The organism is Streptomyces sp. M92, assembly GCF_028473745.1.
In the GTDB taxonomy this organism is placed as follows: Bacteria; Actinomycetota; Actinomycetes; order Streptomycetales; family Streptomycetaceae; genus Streptomyces.
Genome location: NZ_CP101137.1, coordinates 92,972 through 114,745 on the forward strand (window position 1 = coordinate 92,972; position 21,774 = coordinate 114,745).

Genomic DNA, 21,774 nt, shown 5'->3' on the forward strand with positions numbered 1-21,774 from the left:
CGTCCTCGCCGACGACGAGCGCATGGTCCGCACCGCCCTGCGCGCCATCCTCTCCGCCGAGCCGGACCTGGAGGTCGCGGGCGAGGCGGCCACCGGGGCCGAGGCCGTCTCGGTCGTGCGGGAGACCCTGCCGGACGTGGTCCTGATGGACGTCCGCATGCCCGGGACCGACGGCATCCGCGCCACCGAGCAGATCCTCGCCACGCTCGCCGACCCGCCCCGCGTCGTGGTCGTCACCACCTTCGAGAACGACGCGTACGTCTACGACGCCCTGCGCGCGGGGGCCGCCGGTTTCCTGCTCAAGCGTGCCGACGCCGACACGCTCGTCGGGGCGGTGCGGCTGGTGGCGCACAGCGACACGCTGCTGTTCCCGTCGGCGGTGCGCGCGCTGGCGGCCGAGCACGCGCGCGCCAACCCCGCCCCGCCGGCGTGGGCGGCACGGCTCACCGGACGCGAGGCCGAGGTGCTGCGCCTGATGGCGACCGGGCTGACCAACGCCGAGATCGCCGGGCGCATGCGGGTGGGGCCGGCCACGGTGAAGACCCATGTGGCGTCGGTGCTGGCGAAGACCGGCAGCCGCGACCGCACCCAGGCGGTCATCCGGGCCTACGAGGCCGGCTTCATGAACGGACGATGAGAAAACGGGCACACGGGAACGATTCGCTCCGCCCCGTTCGTCCAGCAAGCGGGATGAACAAGACGATCAGGCGCGCATCGGTCTTCACGCTGCTCCTGGTGTTCGCTCTGCTGGTCAGAGCGACCTGGGTGCAGTTCTACAAGGCCGAGGCACTCGCGGACGACAACGAAAACCGGCGCAACGCGATCGAGACGTACGCGGAGCCGCTGGGGAACATCATCGTGGCCGGCCGGTCGGTCACCGGCTCGGCACCCACGGAGGGGGGTGACCTCGCGTACAAGCGGACGTACGAGAACGGCAAGCTGTACGCCGCGGTGACGGGCTACGCCTCGCAGGCGTACGCGCCGACGCAGCTGGAGGGCATCTACCAGGACGTGCTCAACGGCACCGACCCGCGGCTGAAGACCGTGATGGACACGGTCACCGGCACCCGCGCCGAGCCGGGCAACGTGGTCACGACCATCGACCCGGCCGTCCAGAAGGCCGGATTCGAGGCGCTGGGCGAGACCAAGGGAGCCGCCGTCGCGATCGACCCTAAGACCGGCGAGATCCTGGCGGTCGTGTCGACCCCGTCGTACGACCCGACGTCGCTGACCGACGCCAACACCGCCGGTGAGGCCTGGGAGAGGCTGACCGGCGACCCGGACAAGCCGCTGACCAACCGCGCCCTGCGCCAGCCGCTGCCGCCGGGCTCGACGTTCAAGCTGGTGGTGGCGGCCGCCGCACTGGAGGACGGGCTGTACGGGTCGGTGGACGAGAAGACCGACAGCCCGGACCCGTACCGGCTGCCGGGCACCGTGACCGACCTGACGAACGAGAACCCGAACGCGCCCTGCGAGGACGCCACGATCCGCACCGCGCTGCGGTACTCGTGCAACAACGTCTTCGCGAAGATGGCCGTCGACCTCGGCCAGGACAAGGTGCGGGCGATGGCCGAGAAGTTCGGCTTCAACGACGAGACGCAGGACGTGCCGGTGCGCGCCTACACCAGCGTGTACCCGAAGGACATGAACGCGTCGTCGACGGCGCTGACGGGCATCGGCCAGTTCGACGTGACGGCGACCCCGCTGCAGATGGCCATGGTGTCGGCGGCGCTCGCCAACGGCGGCGAGCTGGTCTCGCCGCACATGGTGTCGCAGATCACCGACAGCGGCGGCGAGGTCCTGGAGGACCACACCGACCCCGACTCGAAGCGAATCGTTTCCTCCGACACGGCCGAGCAGCTGCGGTCGGCGATGCAGACCGTCGTCGAGAAGGGCACGGGGTCGAACGCGCAGATCTCCGGCGCGACCGTGGGCGGCAAGACGGGCACCGCCCAGCACGGTGAGAACAACAGCAAGACCCCGTACGCCTGGTTCACCTCGTACGCCGAGTCGGACTCCTCGGACCGGGAGGTGGCCGTGGCGGTCATCATCGAGCAGTCCGACGCGGCCCGCTCCGAGGTCAGCGGCAACGGCCTGGCCGCCCCGGTGGCCAAGGCGATGATGGAGGCCGCGCTCAAGACCTGACCCGACGGGCAGGCTTCCGCGGCCGGTTCGGCTTGTCACACGGCGTTCGACGCACCGTACAGGTGGTGCGTCGAACGCTGCTACAGTTCCGGACTCCGGCCCGGCGCACGGCTGTTCGACGCCGGGGAAGCCGCTGCGAGGAGGGTCCGCCCGTGGGGACGTTCGTCGACGACGCCGCCTCCGCGGAGTTCCACGCCTTCTTCGAGCGCCACTACGCGGAACTCGCCCGGCTCGCCCACCTGCTGACCGGCGAACCGGACGCCGCCGACGACCTCGCGGCGGACGCCCTGCTGGCCCTGTGGCACCGCTGGGACCGGGTCCGCGCCGCCGACCGTCCGGCGGCGTACGCGCGCGGCGTCGTCGCCAACCTCGCCCGTACCCGCGTCCGCACCGCCGTGCGCGAGCGCAGACGGGTCGCCCTGTTCTGGTCGCAGCGCGAGGAGAGGACGGAGAACCCGGACGTCGCCGGGGTGGTGGACGTGCAGGAGGCGCTGCGCCGGCTGCCGTTCCGCAAGCGGGCGTGCGTGGTGCTGCGCCATGCGTTCGACCTCTCGGAGAAGGACACGGCGCTCGCCCTGGGCGTCTCGGTGGGTACGGTGAAGAGCCAGACGTCGAAGGGGATGGCCGAATTACAGCGGCTGCTGGGCACGCGGGCGGCCGTCGGGCAGGTGCACGCGGCGATCGCGCGCAGTGGCGGGACCGCGGGAAGGAACCGATGACCGGGCGGCGGGACGTGGACGAGGAGCTGCGGGCCCGGCTGCACGAGGCGGCCGGGGCGCACCGGCCCGACCGGGCGCGCATCCTGACGCGGGTGGAGCGCGGCATGGCGGGCGGGGGCCGCCCGGTCCACCACCGGACGACGCGTCCGCCGCTGCCGGGCTGGGCGCGGGTGGCCGGGGCGACGGCCGCCGTGGCGGGGGTCCTCGCCGTCGGCGGCTACGCGGTCGCCTCCGCGCTGAAGGACGACGCTCCCGAGCGGCGTTCAGTCGCCGCCGCCTCGTCGACCCCGAGCACCGCACCCGGCTCGAAGGCCCCGGACGCCCCCGTCCCTTCCCGTCCGCCCGCCTCCGCCGCGGCCGACGGCCCGCTGTGGTCGAACGGCGCGGTGGACCCGCACAGCAACGAGTTCTGGGCGCAGAACAACGTCACCCTCAGGACCGCCGAGGCCCTGACCGCGCTCACCGTGGAACTGAGGGTGGCGCAGACCGGCGGGGTCACCTCGACCGGCGCCTGGCGCTCCCTGCCCGAGGACGACTTCGACTTCGCCGTCGGCGAGCGGGACGGCTTCCTGGTGTACCGGTGGACGCTGAAGGAGGGCCGTACGGTCCCGGCGGGCGAGTGGGTGTTCGCCGGCCAGTACGACCACGCCCGCGGGGGCCGGGACGCGCAGGCCGACCGCTACACCGCGACGGCCGCCGCCGGGTCCGGCGGGCTCTCGGTGCGGGGTGACTTCGCAGCCCGCGACGGCGGTTCGTGAGCCAGCGGTTCGTGAAACGACCGGCGGGGCGTTCCCCGTTTCAGGACCGGATGCCGGTGACCGAATCCAGCCACGCGAAGGCGGCCTCCTGCATGCGCCCGGGGAAGGCGTGTCCTGCCTCCGGCCAGGTCTCGGTGCGCAGCCGGCCGGCGGCGCCGAGCGAGTGCCAGACGGCGCGCAGCCGGGTGTGGGCGGTGCGGACGCCCTCGGCGGTGAACAGCGGGTCCCGTCCTCCGCCGAGGAAGAGCATGGGCTTCGGCGCGGCGATGCTCGCCACGTCGGGCAGGTCGAGGTGGCGGGCGAGCCCGGGGTGCAGCATGTGGAACGCCGACTGCCCGCGCAGGGTGTTGCTGCCGGGCACCAGCAAGCCCTTGAGGCCGGTCATCCAGCACACGCTCACCGCGGCGGCGACGTCGTCGCTGAGGGCGGCGGCCTGCCAGGCGCGGTAGCCGCCCATGGAGAAGCCGACGGCCGCGACCCGGCGGGCGTCCACCCGGTCGAGGCCGGCCAGGAAGCCGGCGGCGCGCTGGTCCTCGCGGGCCAGCAGCCCGGCCAGCGAGCTGCCGAGGTGGAAGAGGTTGCTCGCGAGGGCCTGCTGCCGCTCGTAGGCGAGCGGTTCGCGGTCGCCCCAGCCCAGGGCGTCCGCGCAGAACACCACGTAGCCCCGCCGGGCCAGTTCGTCGCCCGGGAAGCGCCCGTCGAAGTGCCGGTCCGCCCACTCCTCGGCGGCGGCGAGCCGGGTGTCGTCGTACCAGGGCCGGACCGCCTTCTCCTTGCCGATGTCGAAACGCGAGCCGTGGTCGTGCAGGAACAGGACGGCCGGGAAGGGCCCGGGGCCCCGCGGGGTGAGCAGGGCGCCGCGGACCCGTCCGTACCGGGTCAGGGAGAGGGTGACCAGCTCCCGCGTGTACCCGTCGCCGTCCTCGCGGGCGGTGGACTCGGGGGCGTACGGGGTGTCGTCCTGCCGGTCGACGAGGAGGTGCGCCTCCACGGTGGCGCGGGCGGTGCGCCGCCACGCCTCGAAGTCCCGGACCGGCGAGGTGCCCCAGGCGAGCGGGAAGGTCAGCTCGTCCTTGAGCGCCGGGTGGAAGCCGGGGAGCACACCGGGCGGATCACCTCCGGCGGTCATACGGCCGCCAGTCGCCGAGGTACGCCTCCCGCGTGTGGGCGGCGGCCTCGGCGCGGGTGAGCTGGGGCCGGTTCTCCGGCACGGTGACCGCGGCGCCCGGTCCGGTGTTGCGGTACTCGGCGAACCGCTGCTCCTGCCAGGGGTGGGCGTCCCGCATGTTGGCGTACGGCGCCACCGCGTCGATGCCCGCGCCGAGGCGCGTCTCGCGCACGGTGAGCATGGGGCGGGCGGTGGTGTCGGAGCTGGGCACCCAGGGGCGGGCCAGCTTGTAGTAGCCGTCGGGGGCCTCGCTGGTGATCCGGCCCCGCGTCACCAGGTAGCCGCGCGGGTTGGCGCCCGCGGTGGACGGCGCGAAGACGAAGCCGTACGGGGCGCCGGACAGGTCGGTGCGGACCAGGGTGCGGAAGTGGCAGTCCTCGTACACGGCCGTGGCCCGGCCGAAGACGAAGTCGACGTCGCCCTCGACGTAGCAGTGGGCGAAGTACTGGCGGGCGAAGTGGCCGAGGTCGCGGGTGTCGGCGTAGAGGGTGTCCTGGTGGCCGAGGAAGCGGCAGTGGTGGAAGGCGCTGCGGTCGCCCTGGACCTTGATGGCTACGGCCTGGGTGCCGCTGAGGCCGGGGTGGTCGGCGCGCAGCCAGTCGTTGGCGAAGGTGATCCGGTGGGCGGTGAAGCCGTCGGCCCGCACGGTGGTGGTGGCCGACCCGCTGGTGCCGTGGTTGCCGGAGCCGTCCGGCTTGGGGGTGCCGGCCGCGTTGTCGTAGACGATGACGACGTCACGGGGGTCGTGGGAGGCGCCGATCCAGGTCGCGTCGGTGCGGTCGGCGGCCACGGACACCGTCTCGCGGTAGGTGCCGGGTGCGAGGACCAGCGTCCAGCCGGGGCCCTCGGCCGCGGTCACGGCGGCTTGGACGGAGGTGAAGTCGCCCCGTCCGTGCGGGTCGACGTACAGGGTCTTCGGGGTGCGGCGGTCGGCCGGCGAGCCGTACCGGCCGAACGGGCGCGGGCGACGGGGGCCGGCGGCGGCCGGGCCGGCCGCGAGGCCGACGGCGGCGCCCGTGGCGGCGGTGGTCAGGAGGAAGCCTCGGCGGGACAGGGCGGGTCGGGGCATGCGGGTGCTCTCCTTCGGGGCGCGGGAGGGAGGGGAGGGCCGGGGCGGTGCGGGCGCCCCGGCCCGGTTCGGGGGCGGGCGTCAGCGCAGGCGGCCGGCGCCCGCGCCGTGGCCGACGACGAAGGGGACGGCCCAGGCGGGGAGGACCTTGGTGCGCAGGGTGGGTGTCCAGCCCGCGCCCGACTGGAGGGTCTCGTCCGGGATCTGGGCGTTGTGCACGGCGATCAGGTCGACGGAGCGGCCGTTGACCCGGTTGTGCGCGGCGGTGACCGGCGCCTCGCTCCACTTCTTGAGCACCTTCGCGGGGCTGACGCCGTCCGGCAGGGTGAAGGCGTTGTGCTCGGCGACGAGCTGGGACTCCTTGCCGACGCCGAAGCTGTAGGAGTAGTCCTCGCCGGCCACGAAGTGGTTGTTGTAGACGTCGACCTGGCCGAACCGCACCCGGGGCGCGCGCTCGACGAGGTCCTTGAAGAGGTTGTGGTGGAAGGTCGTCTTCAGGTGGCCGCGGTCGACGGCAGCCGTCGACTCGCTGTCGCTGTTGCCGATGAGGATCGTCTTGTCGTGCTCGGTGAAGACGTTCCAGGAGGCGGTGACGTAGTCGGCGCCCTTCACGATGTCGAGCTGGCCGTCGTGCTGCTGGTACAGCATGCCGAAGTAGGTGGGCGCGGCGCTGTCGGGGTGCTCGCCGTCGGTGAAGGTGTTGTGGTCCAGCCAGACGTGCGTCGAGCCGTACACCACGGCGCTGTCGTACTCGGAGTTCCAGTTGCCCTTGTCCCCGTCGGTGGGGTCCCACTGCGGGAAGCAGTCCACGGGGCTCTCGAAGGTCAGGTTGCGGACGATGACGTTGTCCACGCCCTTGATCTGGAGGCTGGCGCCCTTGAGCCCGGCGTCGCGGCCCACGCCGATGATGGTGGTGTTGGAGGGAACGCTCGCCTTGATGGACCGGTCCTGCCGCTCGGCCGAGGCACGGCGCAGCCCCTCGGGGCTGTCGTCGGGCTCGTCGCTCAGGTCGGTCTCCCTGCCCCAGCTCTCCGGTGCGTACTTCTCCAGGTAAGCGTCGAAGTCGTAGCCGGGCGCGGCGAAGGCCTCGCAGCCCTCGGACACGGCGTCGATCGTGCCCTTCACCTTGACGATCCGCGGCGCGGTGCCCTCCACCGCGAGGGCGGCCTTGAACTCGGCCCAGGTGGAGACGGTGAAGACGCGCTCCCGGGCGGCGTCCGCCCCGCCGGTGGTACCGGTGCCGTGGGAGGCCCAGCCGTCGTTGGCCGGCAGGGTCTGCCGGGCGGTGTCGCGGGGGTGGTGGCCGGGGCGGGCCTGCGCGGTGGCGGCGGTGAGGCTCAGGACGAGGGCGGTGCAGCCGACGAGCGCGGCGGTTCTCTTCATGGCATGCCCATGCCATCTCGATGTGCTCATGGTGCGGCTCTCCTTTTCCGGAGGTCGGTGGGTGTTACGCGAGGTCCGCTGCGGGCCATTCGATCCAGGACTCGGGGACCTCCTCGTCCAGCCGGCGCACGTCCCGGTGCGCCAGCACCCGCGTGCGCAGCAGCTCCCGCGCGACGAGCCGGGCGACCGCGATCGCACCGGGCGGGTTGAAGTGGGTGTTGTCCTGCTCGGTGGCGGTCCAGTTGAAGTACGCCTTGGTCTCCTCGGCACCGAGCCGCTGCCACAGCGCGAGCGACAACGCCTGGACGTCGAGCAGGGCCACGCCCTCCTGACGGGCGAGCGCCCGCATCGCCGCCGGGTACTCCCCGTGGCTCGGCCGCGCGTCGCCCGCCGCGTCGAACCGCCGCCGCTCGACGGGCGTGGCCAGCACCGGCCGCGCCCCGCGGGCCCGCGCCCCGTCGACGTACAGCCGCAGATGGTTCTGGTACGTCGTCCAGGGCTCGGTGTAGCGGGCGGGGTCCGCCGCCTTCTCGTCGTTGTGCGCGAACTGGATCAGCAGGAAGTCGCCGGGCCGGATCGCGTCGAGGACGACGTCCAGCCGCCCCTCGTCGACGAAGCTCTTGGAACTCCGCCCGTTCACGGCGTGGTTGGCGACCCGGAGCCCCTTGCGAAGGAAGAAGGGCAACGCCATCCCCCATCCGGTCTCGGGCGCGGCGTCGGCGTATTTCTGCGCGGCGGTGGAATCACCGGCGATGTAGAGGGTGCGGGGGCGGTGCCCGCCGGCACGTGCGGTACCGGCGGCGGCGACCGCCAGAGGAACGGCCGAGACGGCGGCCGCGGTGACTTGTCTTCGGCTGAGGACCACGCTGGGTACCTTTCAGAAGGGGGAAGGTGACTCACCCAAGGGGCGCGGGGCTGTATCGATGTGCGGCTCCGCCGCGTGGGCGCGACCAGCCAGGGACGGCCCGCAGCCCGCGCACAACGGACCGCCCCACGGCGAAACCCGGAAAGAACTAACCCATCTGCTCGGTCCACTCCGCCTGCGCCTCGTTCAGCTTCTCGGCCAGGTCGTCCAGAAAGTCCTTCGCGCTCATCTCATCGAGCAGCACCTTCTGGAACCCCGGCTCACTCTCCGACTTGGACAGCGTGTTCCAGTCCGGCAGGTAGTACGGCAGCTGGACGATGGTCGTGGACCCGTCGTTCAGCGCGTCCGCCGCCAGCTTCGTCGGCTCCGCCTTCTGGATCCACGCGTCCTTCGCGGCCTCCGTGTTCGACGGCACCTGCCCCGCCGACTCGTTGAACCGCGAGTTCTGCTCGTGCGACGTGGCGAACTCGATGAACTTCCAGGCGGCCTCCTTGTTCTTGGAGCTCTTGAAGATGCCGAGCCCGTCGACCGGGTTGGAGACCTGGACCCGCTTGCCGGAGGCGCCGACCGGCTGCGGGATGCCGCGGAACTTCTCGACGCCGAGCGCCTTCACGTGGTCCTGGTAGGAGCCCAGGTTGTGGTTGAGCATGCCGATCGTGCCGGTGTCCCACTGGGCGGTCATCTTGGCGAAGTCGTTGTTGACGTCGGCGGCCGGCGTGACCTTCTTGTAGAGGGCCGCGTACTTCTCCAGCGCCTCGACGTTCTTCGGGTCGTTTACCGTCGTCGTCTTCTTGTCCTCGCTCCAGAACGAGGTGATGCCGGACTGCCCGTACATGGCGTCGAGCGCCTGGGCGATCGATCCCGACCCGCCGCGGATGGTGTAACCGAACTCGTTCTGGTCCTCGTCGGTCAGCTTCTCGGCGGCGTCGTAGAACTTGTCCCACGTCGTCGGCGCGTCCAGCCCGGCCTTCTCGAACAGGTCGGTCCGGTAGTAGAGGACGCCGTTGTTGGCGGAGGTCGGCACCGAGAACAGCGTGCCGTCGCCGCCCCCGGCCGCCTTCAGGGACTCGACCATGTCCTTGTTGAGCTTGCCGCTCAGGGAGGACTTCGCGAGCCGGTCGTCCAGCGGTTCGAGGGCGCCCTGGGCGGAGAAGCCGGCCAGCATCGCCGCGCCCACACCGCCGACGTCCGGCAGGCCGCCGCCCTGGATGGCGGTGTCGACCTTCGACTGGTACTCGGTGGCGGCGATCCCGACGTACTCGACGTCGATGTCCGGGTTCGCCTTCTCGAAGTCGGCGATGATCTCCTTCCAGACGGCCGTACGGATACCGCCGTTGTTGTCCCAGAAGGTGATCTTCCCCGTGCCGCTGCCCTCGGCGCCCTTGTCGCCGCCCGCCCCGCTGCCGTCGTCACCGCAGGCGGTGGCGGTCAGCGCGAGTACGGCCCCCAGGGCCACGGCGGCGGAGGTCCGGCCCGCGCGCGTGCCTCTGCTGCTGCGATTGCTGATCTTCATTGGTCGGCTCTCTTCTTTCGGACGTGCTGGACACGTGGGGGGGGATCAGTGGGTGAGTGCGTGGGCGCCGAGGTGCTTCTGCGGCCCGGAGAAGCGCTTGACCAGCGCCGGGACGGCGGCCGCCGGGTCCAGCCGGTACGGGTAGAAGTCGCCCGGTTCGAAGGCGTCGCCCCACGCGTCGTGCCGGCCGGTCGTGTTCTCGAGGACCGATCCGCGCTGCACCAGTTCCGCGGTGGCGTCCGCCTGGTACGGGTGCTGGACGCCGTCGTAGTAGCTGTTCTCGATGACCATCCGGGTCGCGCCGCGCGCCCAGTTCCCGTACGTCCACTGCGGATCGCCGTCGGACACCTGGGCGGAGAGGTAGTTGTTGTAGAGGTGCGCGTAGGCGCAGTTGTCGGCGGACGGGTTGCGCTGCTTGGTGCCGGTGAACCAGTTGTGGTCGATGGTGATCTGGGTGCGGACGTTGTCCGTCCAGCCGATGCCGAGCGCCTTGTTGTGGTTCTCGAACCGGTTGTAGGAGACGGTGATGTACTCGCTGTCCTTGCGGATGTCGAGCAGTCCGTCGCCCGTCCGCGTGAGGCGGTTGTGGTCGATCCAGACGTGGTGGACGGAGTCCATCTGGATCGCGTCGAAGTCGTTGGTCTTGCCGTCCCAGTCGCCCTCGACGTAGCTGTCGCGGATGGTCAGGTTCCGGATGATGACATTGTGCGTGCCCGGGTCCAGGTGGAGTTCGCCGTGGACGATCTCGCCGGTGTCGCCGACGCCGACGATCGTCTTGTCGGAGGCGACCAGGATGTCCGAACCGAAGGGCGCGACCTCGATCGAGCCCGCCACCCGGATCACGTACGGCTCCTCGGCCGCCGCGTACTTCGCCAGCGCCGCCTGGTCGGTGACGGTGACGACCTCGCCGCCCGCGCCGCCGGTGGTGCCGCCGGCGAGGGAGGCGAAACCGTGCGGCCGGTCGGAGTGGCGGGGCGCTGCCGTCCCCTCGGCCGGGACGGCCCGGGCCTCCCCGGCCGTCCCCAGGGCCAGGGCGGCGACCAGGCCGAGTACGGCGGCCAGCGCCCTGCCGGTGCCCGTGCCCGGCAAGCGCTTGCGACGGAGGTGCGTCATTGCGGCTCTCCCAACAGGCGTGCGGATGAGGTCGGTGGTTACCGGGGTCCGATCCGGAACCGGGTGAAGGTGGCGGTGCCGGCGTGCCCCTCGCCGGCGGGCGCGAGCGCGAACAGACCGAGCAGGGCGCCCACCCAGCGCCAGGGGGTGGCGGCGAATTCCCGGCCGGTGGGGCGGTGGCCGTCGCCCAGGTCGCAGGAGAGGCGGCAGCGCGCGCCGGGCACCGTCTCGATCCGCAGCCGGACCCGGCCCCCGGGGGCGGGACGCGGGTGGTCGGCGTCCCGCTCGGTCTCCGCGACCGTCTCGGCGAACCGGTGGACCAGGTGCACGGCCCCGTCCGCGTCCCGCTGGAGCCCGATCCAGCGGTAGGCGTCGCCGAGCACCGCCAGCCCGGCCCGCGCACCCGGCTCCTCGGCGTCCAGGCGCAGGTCGACCTCGACAACCGAGGGGACGCCGGGCAGCCGCTGGGTGAGCACGTTCGGCAGCCGGCGCAGGTCGTGCGCGTCGGCCGAGCGGACGCAGGCCAGCCGCAGCCCGTCCCCGGAGTGCTGCGTGGCCCAGCCGTCGCGGGGGTTGGCGGTCCAGGACCACTGGCGGCCGAACCGTCCGCCGGGGAAGTCGTCGTCGGTCGCGGGCGCGGCCGGCGGCTGCGGGGGCAGGGCGGGACGGGCGTGCCCGGTGACCGGGGCACCGTCGTCGCCCATCACCGGCCAGCCTCCCTCCGCCCAGGTCACCGGCTGGAGGTGGACCACCCTGCCGTACGCCCCGCGCTGCTGGAAGTGCAGGAACCAGTCCTCGCCGGCCCCGGTGCGCACCCAGCCGCCCTGGTGGGGGCCGTTGACGTCGGTGTCCCGCTGTTCGAGGACGACCTTCTCCTCGTACGGGCCGAAGAAGTCGCGGGAGCGGAAGGCGCCCTGCCAGCCGGTCTCCACTCCCCCGGCGGGGGCGAGTATCCAGAACCGGCCGTCGTGCTTGTAGAGCTTGGGGCCCTCCAGGGTGAACCAGCCGGGGATGCGGTCGGCGTCGACGATCACCTTGCCCTCGTCGAGGAGTCCGGTGGCGTCGGGGCGCATGCGGTGGCCGGTGAGGCGGTTCTTGATCCCGGAGCGGGAGCGGGCCCAGGCGTGCACGAGGTACGCCTCGCCCGTCTCGTCGTCCCACAGCGGGCACGGGTCGATCAGGCCCCTGCCCGCCTTCACCAGGTGCGGCGCCGTCCACGGGCCCCGGATCCCGGGGGCGTTGACCTGGAAGATCCCGTGGTCGGGGTCGCCCCAGAAGATCCAGAAGCGGTCGGCGTGGTGGCGCAGGGACGGGGCCCAGACGCCGCAGTCGTGGCGCGGCGTCGCGAAGGCCTCCGCCGGTTCCAGGCGGGGCAGGGCGTGCCCGACCAGCGTCCAGTTGACCAGGTCGCGGGAGTGCAGGAGGGGCAGGCCGGGGACGCGGCCGAAGCTGGAGGCGGTGAGGTAGAAGTCGTCGCCGACGCGGACCACGTCCGGGTCGGACCAGTCGGCGTTCAGGACGGGGTTGGTGTACGTGTCCCGGGGCTCGGCACGCGGGTGCTCGGGGGTCACTGGCTCACCGCCTTCCGTACGAGGGTCTCGGCGTCGTCGGGGCCGAGGCGGCCGTCGGCGACGACGGTGACGATCCGGCGCACGAGGGTGTCGCCGGGGGCGATCGCCGGCCGTGCGTCGTACGCGAGGGACGAGCCGACGCCCGGGTACTCCTCGGTGCGCACGAACCACGGGTCGCGGCGGGTGGGCTCGGTGGCCCCGGCGAAGACCAGCGACCAGGTCGCGCCGGTCAGCGCGAGCCAGTCGGCGCGGCGGCCGTGGACCTCGGGCTCGCCCTCGCGGTCGGCGGTGAAGACCCGGGGGGCGGTGGCCTCCTTGCGGGCGCGCCAGAAGAAGCCGCCGTAGGCCGCGCCGGGGCGCCCGTTGGTGGCGGGGCTGCCGATGGTGAGGGGGTCCGGGGTGACGTTGGTGAGGGAGAAGGTGAAGTCCAGCGCCCAGGCGGTGGCGGTCAGGCCGGTGGCGGCGACGGTACGGCGCTCGCGCAGCAACTCGGTACCGGCGGCGACCCAGCGCAGTTCCTCGACGAAGCCGTCGGGATCGCGGAGCTGGAAGGCGGTGTGCCGCTGGGCGCCGTGGTTGTCCAGCTCGGTCGGCCCCCGGTCGCGTACATAGGTGCGCCCGCCCCAGAAGTTGTGCCCCTCGACGTCGGGAACGGCGACACCGACGCCGAGGTGATGGAGGTGGTCGGCGGGGCTGAACTCGGTCACGGCCGTGCCGGCCAGGGTGGTGACCGGGTGCAGGTAGGGGCGTGGGGAGAGCCGGACGGGCAGTTCGGGCCGGGTGACGTAGCGGGCGACGGGGCGGCCCGCCACGCGCAGGACCAGGGAGTCGTGGCCGGTCATCGGGTGCTCACCTCGCTCAGCGGGTGCTCGGTGCGCGGGGCCCAGGGGGCGCCCAGTTCGGAGTAGAGGGAGAGGGTGTCGGCCGCCGCGGCCACCAGTTGGTCGATGCCGGGGACCACGCGGCGGGCCTCTCCGGCGACGCGGCGCCAGGCGGCGTCGGGCAACTGTTCGGGGTCGGGGGCCCGGCGGATCGCCTCGACGACCCGCATGAAGGCGCCGGTCTCCTCGGGCGGCACCAGCAGGGGCGTGCCGTCGGTGAGATGGGCGACCAGGTTCTCCAGCAGGTCGGTGCGGCCGTACTCGTACTCCTCGGGGCCGTGGCCGCCGCGCTGGAGCAGGACGCGGTCCTGTTTGTACCAGAAGGTGACGCGGCCGCTGCTGCCGTGCACCAGGACGTACGGCTCGTCCGCCCGTTCCGCGCACAGGGTCGCGGCGACGGTGACGCGGTGGCCGCGCGCGGTGCCGATCCGTACGCAGGAGGTGTCGTCGGCCTCGATGTCGTTGGCGTGGCTCAGCTCGGTCTCGATGCCGGTGACGTCCTCGGCGCGGGTGCTGCCGCCGAGGGCGAGGGCGGTGGCGACCGCGTGCGCGAGCGGGTTGGTCAGCACGCCGTCGATGACGTCGGCGCCGTCCAGCCGCCGCCGGCCCGCCCAGGGCGCCCGGCGGAAGTACGCCTCGTCGCGCACCCACGCGCCCGCCCCGCCGATGCCGACGACCTCCCCGATCGCGCCCTCGGCGATCAGCGCGCGGATCGCCGGCACGGCGTGCGAGCCCAGCGACTGGAACCCGACCTGGCAGGCCACCCCGGCCTCGGCGACCCCGTCGGCCATACGGCGGAAGTCGGCGTACGACGGCGCCGGGGGCTTCTCCAGCAGCAGGTGGACGCCACGGCGGGCGGCGGTCAGCGCGAGGTCGGTGTGGGTGGGGATCGGCGTGCAGATCACGGCGATCCGGGCGCCGGTGGAGTCGAGCAGAGCACCGAGGTCGGCGGACTGCTCGGGCACCTGCCCGCCGGCCTCTTCCTCGGTCAGCGGGGTCAGCTCGCAGACACCGGCCAGCCGGACCAGTCCCGCCCGTTCCAGGCGGCGGATGTTGGCCACGTGCCAGCGGCCGTGACCGCGGGCACCGGCGAGGACGACGGGGACCGGGCTCCTTGCGGGGATCGGGTTCGTTGCGGGGACCGGGCTCATCCCTTCACCGCCCCCGCGCTGAAGCCGGTGATCAGCCACTTCTGGATGAAGGCGAAGACCAGGACGACGGGCACGGCCGCGATGATGCCGCCGGCGGCGAGCGCGCCGAGGTCGACGCTGTCCGCGCTCATCAGGGTGTTGAGGCCGACCGGGATCGTCTGCTTGTCCTGGTTGTTGAGGAACATCAGGGCGAACAGGAAGTGGTTCCAGGAGTGCACGAAGGCGAAGGAGCCGACGGCGATCAGGCCCGGCCGCAGCAGCGGCAGGACGACGACCAGGAAGGCCCGCATCCGCCCGCAGCCGTCGACCCAGGCGGCCTCCTCCAGGGAGTACGGCACGTTCTTGATGAAGTTGCTGATCAGGATGATCGACAGCGGCAGCTGGAAGACCGTCTCGGCGATGATGACGCTGCCGAGTGAGTTGATCAGCTGGAGTTCGGCGAAGATCTCGAACAGCGGGACCAGCAGCAGCGCGCCGGGCACGAACTGGGAGCAGAGCAGGGCCAGCATGAAGACCCGCTTGACCCTGAAGTCGAACCGGGCGAGGGCGTAGCCGCCGGCCAGGGCGACGAGCGTGGTCATCACCAGCGTCGCGAGTCCGACGTACACGCTGTTCTCGAAGAAGGTGCCGAAGGACCGGTCGTTCCAGACCTTCTCGAAGTGGTCGAAGGTCATCGGCCAGGGCACGAGCGAGGTCGAGCCGGCCGGGCGGAGCGCGAAGAGCAGGATCCAGTAGAACGGGACGAGGGTGAAGACGAGGTAGACGCCGAGCGGCAGATAGATCTGCCAGCGGGGGACCTCGTCCCAGGCCGGGCGGCGCTTCTTCGCCGGCCGGGGCGGTTCGTGGTCGGCCCGCGCGGGCGCGGGGGCGGGCGCGGTGGCCTCCTTGGTGATCACTTGTTCTCGCCTCCGAACTTGCTCAGCCGCAGGTAGACGATCGAGCAGAAGAGCAGGATCACGAACGCGACCGTGGTGAGGGCCGACGCGTAGCCGAAGTCGTGGGCGTCGACGCTGGTGTTGGCGATGTAGAGGGGCAGGGTCGTGGTGACCCCCGCCGGTCCGCCGCCGGTCAGGGTGTAGAGCAGGTCCACGTTGTTGAACTCCCACACCGCGCGCAGCAGCGTGGACAGGATGATGGCGTCCTTGAGGTGGGGCAGCGTGATGTGCCAGAACTGCTTGATCCGGCTGGCCCCGTCGACCTCGGCGGCCTCGTACAGGTCCTTCGAGACGGACTGGAGGTCGGCGAGGATGAGGATCGCGAAGAAGGGCACGCCGCGCCACAGGTCCGCGACGACGGCCGCGGAGAACACGGTCGAGGTGTCCGACAGCCAGCTGGTGCCGTAGTCGCCGATGCCCAGGTCGGCGAGGTAACGGGTGATGCCGGTCTGGGAGTTGTAGAGCAGCACCCAGATCGCGGAGGTCAGCACGCCGGAGACGGCCCAGGGGGAGAAGACCAGGGCGCGCCCGATGCCCCGGCCGACGAAGGTCTGGTTGACGATGAGCGCCAGTGCCAGACCGAAGAGCAGCTGGAGTCCGACCTCGACGAAGACCCACTTGGCGCTGAAGACGAGGGTGTCCCAGAAGATCGGGTCGTCGGTGAAGATCTTGACGAAGTTGTCGAGGCCCGCGAAGCCGTTCCGCCACGGCTTGGTGGGGTTGTACTCCTGCAGGCTGTAGTAGAAGACGCTGATGACCGGGTAGGCGATGAAGCCCAGCATCAGCAGGGCGGCCGGTGCGATCAGCAGGTACGGGAGCCTGCGCGGTGTGGCGGAGGCACGGCGCCGCCGGGGTGGCGCGGGCGGTTTCGCCACGGCTGCGGCTTGGGCCATGACAGTTCTCCGTTCTGGTACATCGTGCGTGGGTCGTGCAGGAAGCGCTTTCTCGGCGTGCAGGGGTGTGCGGAGGCGTTCATGTCGTACGGGGTTCAGCCGGCGTACGGGTCCCGCACCTTGCCCGGCCGGGCCAGGAACTCGAAGTCGCAGCCGGTGTCGGCCTGGGTGATCTGTTCGTTGTAGAGGGCGCCGTAGCCCCGTTCGTAGCGGGCGGGTGGCGGCGTCCACGCGGCCCTGCGGCGCTCCAGCTCCTCGTCGTCCACGCCCAGGTGGAGGGAGCGGGCCTCGACGTCGAGGGTGATCGGGTCGCCTGTGCGGACCAGCGCCAGCGGTCCGCCGACGTACGACTCGGGGGCCACGTGCAGCACGCACGCGCCGTAACTCGTGCCGCTCATGCGGGCGTCGGAGATCCGGACCATGTCGCGCACGCCCTGCTTGAGCAGGTGGTCGGGGATGGGCAGCATGCCGTACTCGGGCATGCCCGGCCCGCCCTTGGGTCCGGCGTTGCGCAGGACCAGCACGCTGTCGGCGGTGATGCCGAGGGACGGGTCGTTGATGGTGCGCTGCATGGTCTTGTAGTCGTCGAAGACGACCGCGGGGCCGGTGTGCTTGAGCAGGTGGGGCTCGGCGGCGATGTGCTTGATGACGGCGCCGTCGGGGCAGAGGTTGCCGCGCAGGACGGCGACCCCGCCCTCGGCCGCGACCGGGTTGTCGCGGGGCCGGATGACGTCGTCGTGGTGCACCCGTGCGGCCGCGATCTGCTCGCGCATCGTGTCGTGCGAGACGGTCGGCCGGTCGAGGTGGAGCAGGTCGGGGATGCGGGAGAGGAAGCCGGGCAGGCCGCCGGCGAAGTGGAAGTCCTCCATCAGGTAGGTCTGTCCGCCGGGGCGGACGTTGGCCAGTACCGGGACGGTGCGGGCGACGCGGTCGAAGTCGTCGAGGGTGAGGGTGACGCCCGCGCGGCCCGCCATGGCGATCAGGTGGATCACCGCGTTGGTGGAGCCGCCGAGGCCGAGCACGGTGGTGACCGCGTCCTCGAAGGCGTCGGCCGTGAGGATGTCGCTCAGTTTCCGGTCCTGGTGGACGAGTTCGACGACGCGCAGTCCGGCGGCGGCGGCCATCCGGTCGTGGCCGGAGTCGACGGCCGGGATGCTGGAGGCGCCCGGGACGGTGACGCCGAGGGCTTCGGCGGCGGCGGTCAGCGTGGAGGCGGTGCCCATCGTCATGCAGTGGCCGGGCGAGCGGGCCAGGCCGCTCTCCAGCTCCAGCATCTCGCAGTCGCCGATGAGGCCGGCCCGCTTGTCGTCCCAGTACTTCCACATGTCGGTGCCGGAGCCGAGGGTCTCGCCGCGCCAGTGGCCGGGGAGCATGGGCCCGGCGGGCACGAAGACGGCGGGCAGGTCGACGCTGGCGGCGCCCATGAGCAGGGCGGGGGTGGACTTGTCGCAGCCGCCCATGAGCACGGCGCCGTCGACCGGGTAGGAGCGCAGCAGCTCCTCGGTCTCCATGGCGAGCAGGTTGCGGTAGAGCATCGGGGTCGGCTTCTGGAAGGTCTCGCTGAGCGTGGAGACCGGGAATTCGAGGGGGAAGCCGCCCGCCTGCCAGACGCCCCGCTTGACGGCCTGGGCACGGTCGCGCAGGTGGACGTGGCAGGGGTTGATGTCGGACCAGGTGTTGAGGATCGCGATGACGGGCTTGCCGAGGTGCTCCTCGGGCAGGTAGCCGAGCTGGCGGGTGCGGGCGCGGTGACTGAAGGAGCGCAGGCCCGACGAGACTCCGCTCCCGTACCACTGGTGGCTGCGGAGCTGCTCGGGAGACCTCCGGCCGGCCGGGGCTGTCATATCGACCACCCCGCGGCGATGGCGGCGACCTCGGCGCGCTCGTCCTCGGGCAGCGGCTTGCTCGGCGGGCGTACCTCACGGCGGCACAGGCCCAGCGAGGCCAGGGCCTCCTTGACCACGGTGACGTTGTTGGCGGAGCCGTTGGCGGCGCGCAGCTCCTCGAAGCGGCGGATCTGCTCCCAGACCTTCATCGCGGCCGGGTAGTCACCGGCTCGAAGGGCTTCGATCATGTTGAGCGAGACGGCCGGGGCGACGTTGACCAGCCCGGAGGTGAAGCCGGTGGCGCCCGCGGAGAAGTAGGAGGGCGCGTACGGCTCGGCCAGGCCGGCGACCCACACGAAGCGGTCGAGGCCGGCGTCGCGGGCGAAGGCGGCGAAGCGGGCGGCGTCCGGGACGGCGTACTTGACGCCGATGACGTTGGGGCAGGCGTCGGCGAGCTGGGCGAGGCGGGCGCCGGGCAGCTGCGGGTTGCGCAGGTAGGGCACGACGCCCAGCTCGGGCACGGCCTCGGCGATGGCGCGGTGGTAGTCGACCCAGCCGCCCTGGGAGACGTAGGGGTGGACGGGCTGGTGGACCATGACCATGGAAGCACCGAGGTCGCGGGCGTGCCGGGCGGAGGCGACGGCGGTCGGCACGTCGTGGCCGACCCCGACGAGGATCGCGGCGCGGTCGCCGGCCTCCTCGGCCGTCAGCTCGGTGACGAGGCTGCGCTCGGCCGGGGAGAGGGCGTAGAACTCGCCGGTGTTGCCGTTCGGGGTGAGGGTCGTGATGCCACCGTCGAGGAGACGACGCAGCAGGGCCCGGTAGGTGGCGGGGTCGACGGAGCCGTCCTCGGCGAACGGGGTCACCGGGATCGCCACCACGTCGGCCAGGGCCGCCCGCTGGGTCTCGAACGTCGCTGTCATGCCTGACCGTCCTCTTCCTGGGCCTGGTCTCCCGCTTCGGGGAAGGCCCGCTCGACGAAGGACGCGATGTGCGCGTGGAGGGCGCGTGCCGCACCGTCCGCGTCACCGGCGAGGGCGAGGCGCAGGATCTCCTGGTGCTCGCCGGCCTCCCGTTCCCATGAGGGGTCGGCGGCCCAGGCGACGGCGGAGACGAGGGCCGCCTGGTCGCGGACCTCGTCGAGCATCCGGCCGAGCAGCGGGTTGCCGCACGGCACGTACAGGGCGCGGTGGAACTCCCGGTTGGCCAGCGACCGTTCGGCGGTGTCCGTGGCCCGGTCGGCCCGGGTCAGCGCGTCGCTGGCGGCGTCCAGGGAGGCTCCGCGGCGCACGGCGCGCTTGAGCGCCTCGGGCTCCAGGAGCAGCCGCACGTCGTAGACCTCGCGCGCCATGTCCGCGTCCACCATGCGCACCGTGACGCCCTTGTACTGGTTCATCACCACCAGTCCGGTACCGGCCAGCGTCTTGAGCGCCTCGCGCACCGGTGTCTTGGACACCCCGAACTGTGCGGCGAGGTCGGTCTCGACCAGGGCCTGGCCGGGGGTGAGCCGACCGGTGAGGATGCGGCGTTTGATCTCCTCCAGCACGTACTGCGTGCGGGAGGGGATCGGCGTGGGCACAGAGGTCATGCGCGCCTCTCGGGATATCGCGTATCGCGTCTCATATATGACGTACGGAGTACGACGCGTTGAAGGTAAGAGGGGCGCGGGGCGGCGTCAATGCTTCTGACAAAGGAAGTTGAGGTTCTGGTGCCGTTACCGGGAGGTTCCGGTGCCGCTACCGGGCGGGCGGCGTCCAGCGCGGGTCGCGTCCGCTCAGGCCCACCGCCCGGTCGAGCAGCGGCGCGTCGGCGGGCACGGGGACGACGGGGCCGAACATGCCGGCGTCCCGGTCGGACTCCTCGGCGGAGGCGGCGAGGAGGCCGTACGCCGCCTGGAGGGCGGCCGGGTCGGGGGCGTACTCCTGGCCGGTGGCGCGGGCCAGGTCCCAGCCGTGGATCACGAGCTCGTCGGCGACGACCGCGCCGGCCACCTCACCGGGCAGGTCGACGCCACCGGCCCGGGTCATACCGGTCCAGGCGGCCGGGTCGCGCCAGGCCTCGGCGAGTTCGCCGAGCACCTTCGGCAGCTCCTCGCGCCAGCCGGGGCCGATGTCGGGCACGCTCGCCTCGGGGCTGGTGTCGGTGGTGGCACCCAGCTCCTTGCGCGCGGCGTCGCGGAAGGCGACGGCCAGGCCGGCGAGGTGGCCGATGAGGTTGCGGACGGCCAGGTCGGGGCAGGGGGTCGGGTCGGCGAGCCGGGCGTCGCCCACGCCCTCGGCGAGGCGTGCCAGGACCCGCGTCTGCGGTCCGAGGTCGGGGGTGGCGGGGTCGGCGGTCATCGGCTGCTCCTCGGGAACGGGCGGTCGGCTCTGTCAGGAGGTAGACCGATCACGGCCGCGAAACTCATCGGCGGCCACGCCCGCACCCAAGGCGTCTGCCCGATGCCGACACCCACCCCTCAGATCGACGATGACCAGGCATGACGGCAAGGAAGACGCACACGAGGAAGATGACGCGCAGGGCATGGCCCGTGGCCCGCGTCCTGCGCGACCGCAACGCGGGCCTGTATCTCGCCGGGGTGGTGGTGTCCGGTTTCGGCACCTCGGCGCTGTGGCTGGCGGCCGGCGTCTGGGTGAAGGACCTCACCGGCTCGGACGGACTCGCGGCGCTGGCCGTGCTCGCGATGTGGGCGCCCACGCTGGTGGGCCCGGCGCTGGGCACGCTCGCCGACCGCACTCGCCGGGGGCCCCTGCTGATCGGCACCAGCCTGCTCATGGCCGCCCTCCTGCTCACCCTCTTCGCGGTCGACTCACCGGACGCGCTGTGGCTGCTGTTCGCCGTGCTGTTCGTGTACGGCGCGGCGGGCGTCGTGCACGACGCGGCCGAGTCGGCGCTCGTCGCCTCCGCCGTCGACACCCGGCTGCTCGGCGACTTCAACGGGCTGCGCATGACCGCGAACGAGGGCATGAAGCTCGTTGCTCCCGCGGCCGGGGCGGGCCTGTACGCGGCGTACGGCGGCGCGAGTGTGGCCCTGCTGGACGCGGCGACGTTCGTGCTGGCCGCCGGGCTGTACGCGGCTGTGCGCGGGCGGGAGGCGAGGCCGGAACGGCCCACGGTGAACTGGCGGCGGCAGACGACCGAGGGCGCCCGGTACCTGTGGGGGCACCCCCGGCTGCGCCCGCTCGTCCTGGCGGGCGGCGTCACGATGCTGTGCGCGGGCGTGAACGGCGCCACGGCCTACGCCGTCGTCGACGCCCTCGGGCACTCCCCCGCGTACGCGGGCGCGCTGTACGCCGTCCAGGGCGCCGGGTCGGTGGTGGTCGGGCTGCTGGCGGGGCCGGCCCTGCGACGGCTGGGCGGACGACGGTTCGCGGCGGCCGGGATCGCCCTGCTGGCGGTGGCGGTGACGGCGCGGGCGGCGCCTTACGACGCCGTGGCCCTGGCGTCCGGCGCGGCGATCGGCGCGGGGCTGCCCGCGGTGCTGATCGCGACCCTGACCGCCGTCCAGCACGAGACGCCGGGCGCGCTGCTGGGCAGGGTGACCGCGACGGCGGGCTCCTTGGTCTTCGCCCCGAACGTGCTCGGGCTGGCCGTCGGCGCCGTGCTGGTCGAGACGGTCGACCTGCGTCTGCTGATGCCGGCCCTGGGCGTGGTCCTGGCAGCGACGGCGACGGCACTGCGGCGCCCCTGAAAGGAACGCGGGGAACTGCGCCACTGAAAGCAGCGCGGGGAACTGCGCGACCAGCCCCCACCGACCCGCACCCGAGACACGGGCCCGAGACAC

Annotated in this window: 19 protein-coding genes and 1 pseudogene; 5 read left to right on the forward strand and 15 right to left on the reverse strand. The window is 72.5% G+C overall.

Going from position 1 to position 21,774, the window contains the following annotated elements; all coding sequences use genetic code 11:
* The first annotated feature begins 22 nt into the window (after window positions 1–22).
* From M6G08_RS00455 to M6G08_RS00470, 4 genes are all read left to right on the forward strand, one after another.
* Window positions 23–637 (forward strand): response regulator transcription factor, encoded by a 615-nt coding sequence (locus M6G08_RS00455; RefSeq protein ID WP_383144290.1) that lies wholly within the window; start codon window positions 23–25, stop codon window positions 635–637.
* A gap of 53 nt (window positions 638–690) precedes the next feature.
* Window positions 691–2,145: a peptidoglycan D,D-transpeptidase FtsI family protein gene (locus tag M6G08_RS00460; RefSeq protein ID WP_272585193.1), complete on the forward strand. Its 1,455-nt coding sequence runs from the start codon at window positions 691–693 to the stop codon at window positions 2,143–2,145.
* Between the two features lie 152 nt (window positions 2,146–2,297).
* Window positions 2,298–2,864 (forward strand): SigE family RNA polymerase sigma factor, encoded by a 567-nt coding sequence (locus M6G08_RS00465; RefSeq protein WP_272585194.1) that lies wholly within the window; start codon window positions 2,298–2,300, stop codon window positions 2,862–2,864.
* Window positions 2,861–3,622: a hypothetical protein gene (locus M6G08_RS00470; RefSeq protein WP_272585195.1), complete on the forward strand. Its 762-nt coding sequence runs from the start codon at window positions 2,861–2,863 to the stop codon at window positions 3,620–3,622. Before M6G08_RS00465 ends, M6G08_RS00470 begins: the two co-directional genes overlap by 4 nt.
* A gap of 40 nt (window positions 3,623–3,662) precedes the next feature.
* On the opposite strand, the gene M6G08_RS00475 is transcribed toward M6G08_RS00470, so the two are convergent.
* The 15 genes and pseudogenes from M6G08_RS00475 to M6G08_RS00545 form a co-directional block, all read right to left on the reverse strand.
* Entirely contained in the window at window positions 3,663–4,751 is a 1,089-nt protein-coding gene (locus M6G08_RS00475; protein WP_272585196.1) for a dienelactone hydrolase family protein, read from the reverse strand.
* On the reverse strand, window positions 4,735–5,859 hold the full coding sequence (locus M6G08_RS00480) for a pectinesterase family protein (protein WP_272585197.1): 1,125 nt from the start codon (window positions 5,857–5,859) through the stop codon (window positions 4,735–4,737). The genes M6G08_RS00475 and M6G08_RS00480 overlap by 17 nt, the downstream gene beginning before the upstream one ends.
* 81 nt (window positions 5,860–5,940) lie before the next feature.
* Window positions 5,941–7,272, reverse strand: coding sequence for a pectate lyase family protein (locus M6G08_RS00485; protein ID WP_272585198.1), 1,332 nt, complete (start codon window positions 7,270–7,272; stop codon window positions 5,941–5,943).
* A gap of 34 nt (window positions 7,273–7,306) precedes the next feature.
* Window positions 7,307–8,107: a rhamnogalacturonan acetylesterase gene (locus M6G08_RS00490; RefSeq protein ID WP_272585199.1), complete on the reverse strand. Its 801-nt coding sequence runs from the start codon at window positions 8,105–8,107 to the stop codon at window positions 7,307–7,309.
* Between the two features lie 148 nt (window positions 8,108–8,255).
* Window positions 8,256–9,620, reverse strand: coding sequence for an ABC transporter substrate-binding protein (locus M6G08_RS00495; protein WP_272585200.1), 1,365 nt, complete (start codon window positions 9,618–9,620; stop codon window positions 8,256–8,258).
* Window positions 9,621–9,686: 66 nt separating this feature from the next.
* A pseudogene (locus M6G08_RS00500) lies at window positions 9,687–10,733 on the reverse strand (pectate lyase family protein); the annotation flags it as partial.
* A 38-nt stretch (window positions 10,734–10,771) separates the two neighbouring features.
* Window positions 10,772–12,304 carry a glycoside hydrolase family 43 protein gene (locus M6G08_RS00505; protein ID WP_272585201.1) on the reverse strand — a complete coding sequence of 511 codons (1,533 nt, stop codon included), beginning with the start codon at window positions 12,302–12,304 and terminating at the stop codon, window positions 10,772–10,774.
* A complete protein-coding gene (locus M6G08_RS00510) occupies window positions 12,301–13,146 on the reverse strand; it encodes a DUF6807 domain-containing protein (RefSeq protein ID WP_272585202.1) in 846 nt (281 codons plus the stop codon). The genes M6G08_RS00505 and M6G08_RS00510 overlap by 4 nt, the downstream gene beginning before the upstream one ends.
* The gene (locus tag M6G08_RS00515) at window positions 13,143–14,336 is read right to left on the reverse strand and encodes a Gfo/Idh/MocA family protein (protein WP_272585203.1); all 1,194 of its coding nucleotides are present in this window, start codon (window positions 14,334–14,336) and stop codon (window positions 13,143–13,145) included. The genes M6G08_RS00510 and M6G08_RS00515 overlap by 4 nt, the downstream gene beginning before the upstream one ends.
* Complete coding sequence (locus tag M6G08_RS00520) at window positions 14,333–15,232, reverse strand: carbohydrate ABC transporter permease (protein ID WP_272585204.1); 900 nt, start codon at window positions 15,230–15,232, stop codon at window positions 14,333–14,335. Before M6G08_RS00520 ends, M6G08_RS00515 begins: the two co-directional genes overlap by 4 nt.
* Window positions 15,229–16,164, reverse strand: coding sequence for a carbohydrate ABC transporter permease (locus M6G08_RS00525; RefSeq protein ID WP_272585206.1), 936 nt, complete (start codon window positions 16,162–16,164; stop codon window positions 15,229–15,231). Before M6G08_RS00525 ends, M6G08_RS00520 begins: the two co-directional genes overlap by 4 nt.
* Before the next feature lie 95 nt (window positions 16,165–16,259).
* The gene (gene araD / locus M6G08_RS00530) at window positions 16,260–18,008 is read right to left on the reverse strand and encodes an L-arabinonate dehydratase (RefSeq protein WP_272585207.1); all 1,749 of its coding nucleotides are present in this window, start codon (window positions 18,006–18,008) and stop codon (window positions 16,260–16,262) included.
* Complete coding sequence (locus M6G08_RS00535; RefSeq protein ID WP_272585208.1) at window positions 18,005–18,913, reverse strand: dihydrodipicolinate synthase family protein; 909 nt, start codon at window positions 18,911–18,913, stop codon at window positions 18,005–18,007. The genes araD and M6G08_RS00535 overlap by 4 nt, the downstream gene beginning before the upstream one ends.
* Window positions 18,910–19,578: a GntR family transcriptional regulator gene (locus tag M6G08_RS00540; protein WP_073721513.1), complete on the reverse strand. Its 669-nt coding sequence runs from the start codon at window positions 19,576–19,578 to the stop codon at window positions 18,910–18,912. The genes M6G08_RS00535 and M6G08_RS00540 overlap by 4 nt, the downstream gene beginning before the upstream one ends.
* Before the next feature lie 148 nt (window positions 19,579–19,726).
* The gene (locus M6G08_RS00545; RefSeq protein WP_272585209.1) at window positions 19,727–20,329 is read right to left on the reverse strand and encodes a TIGR03086 family metal-binding protein; all 603 of its coding nucleotides are present in this window, start codon (window positions 20,327–20,329) and stop codon (window positions 19,727–19,729) included.
* 170 nt (window positions 20,330–20,499) lie between these two features.
* Here M6G08_RS00545 and M6G08_RS00550 point away from each other — a divergent pair, with 170 nt between their 5' ends.
* Window positions 20,500–21,681 (forward strand): MFS transporter, encoded by a 1,182-nt coding sequence (locus M6G08_RS00550; RefSeq protein ID WP_272585210.1) that lies wholly within the window; start codon window positions 20,500–20,502, stop codon window positions 21,679–21,681.
* Window positions 21,682–21,774 lie beyond the last annotated feature (93 nt).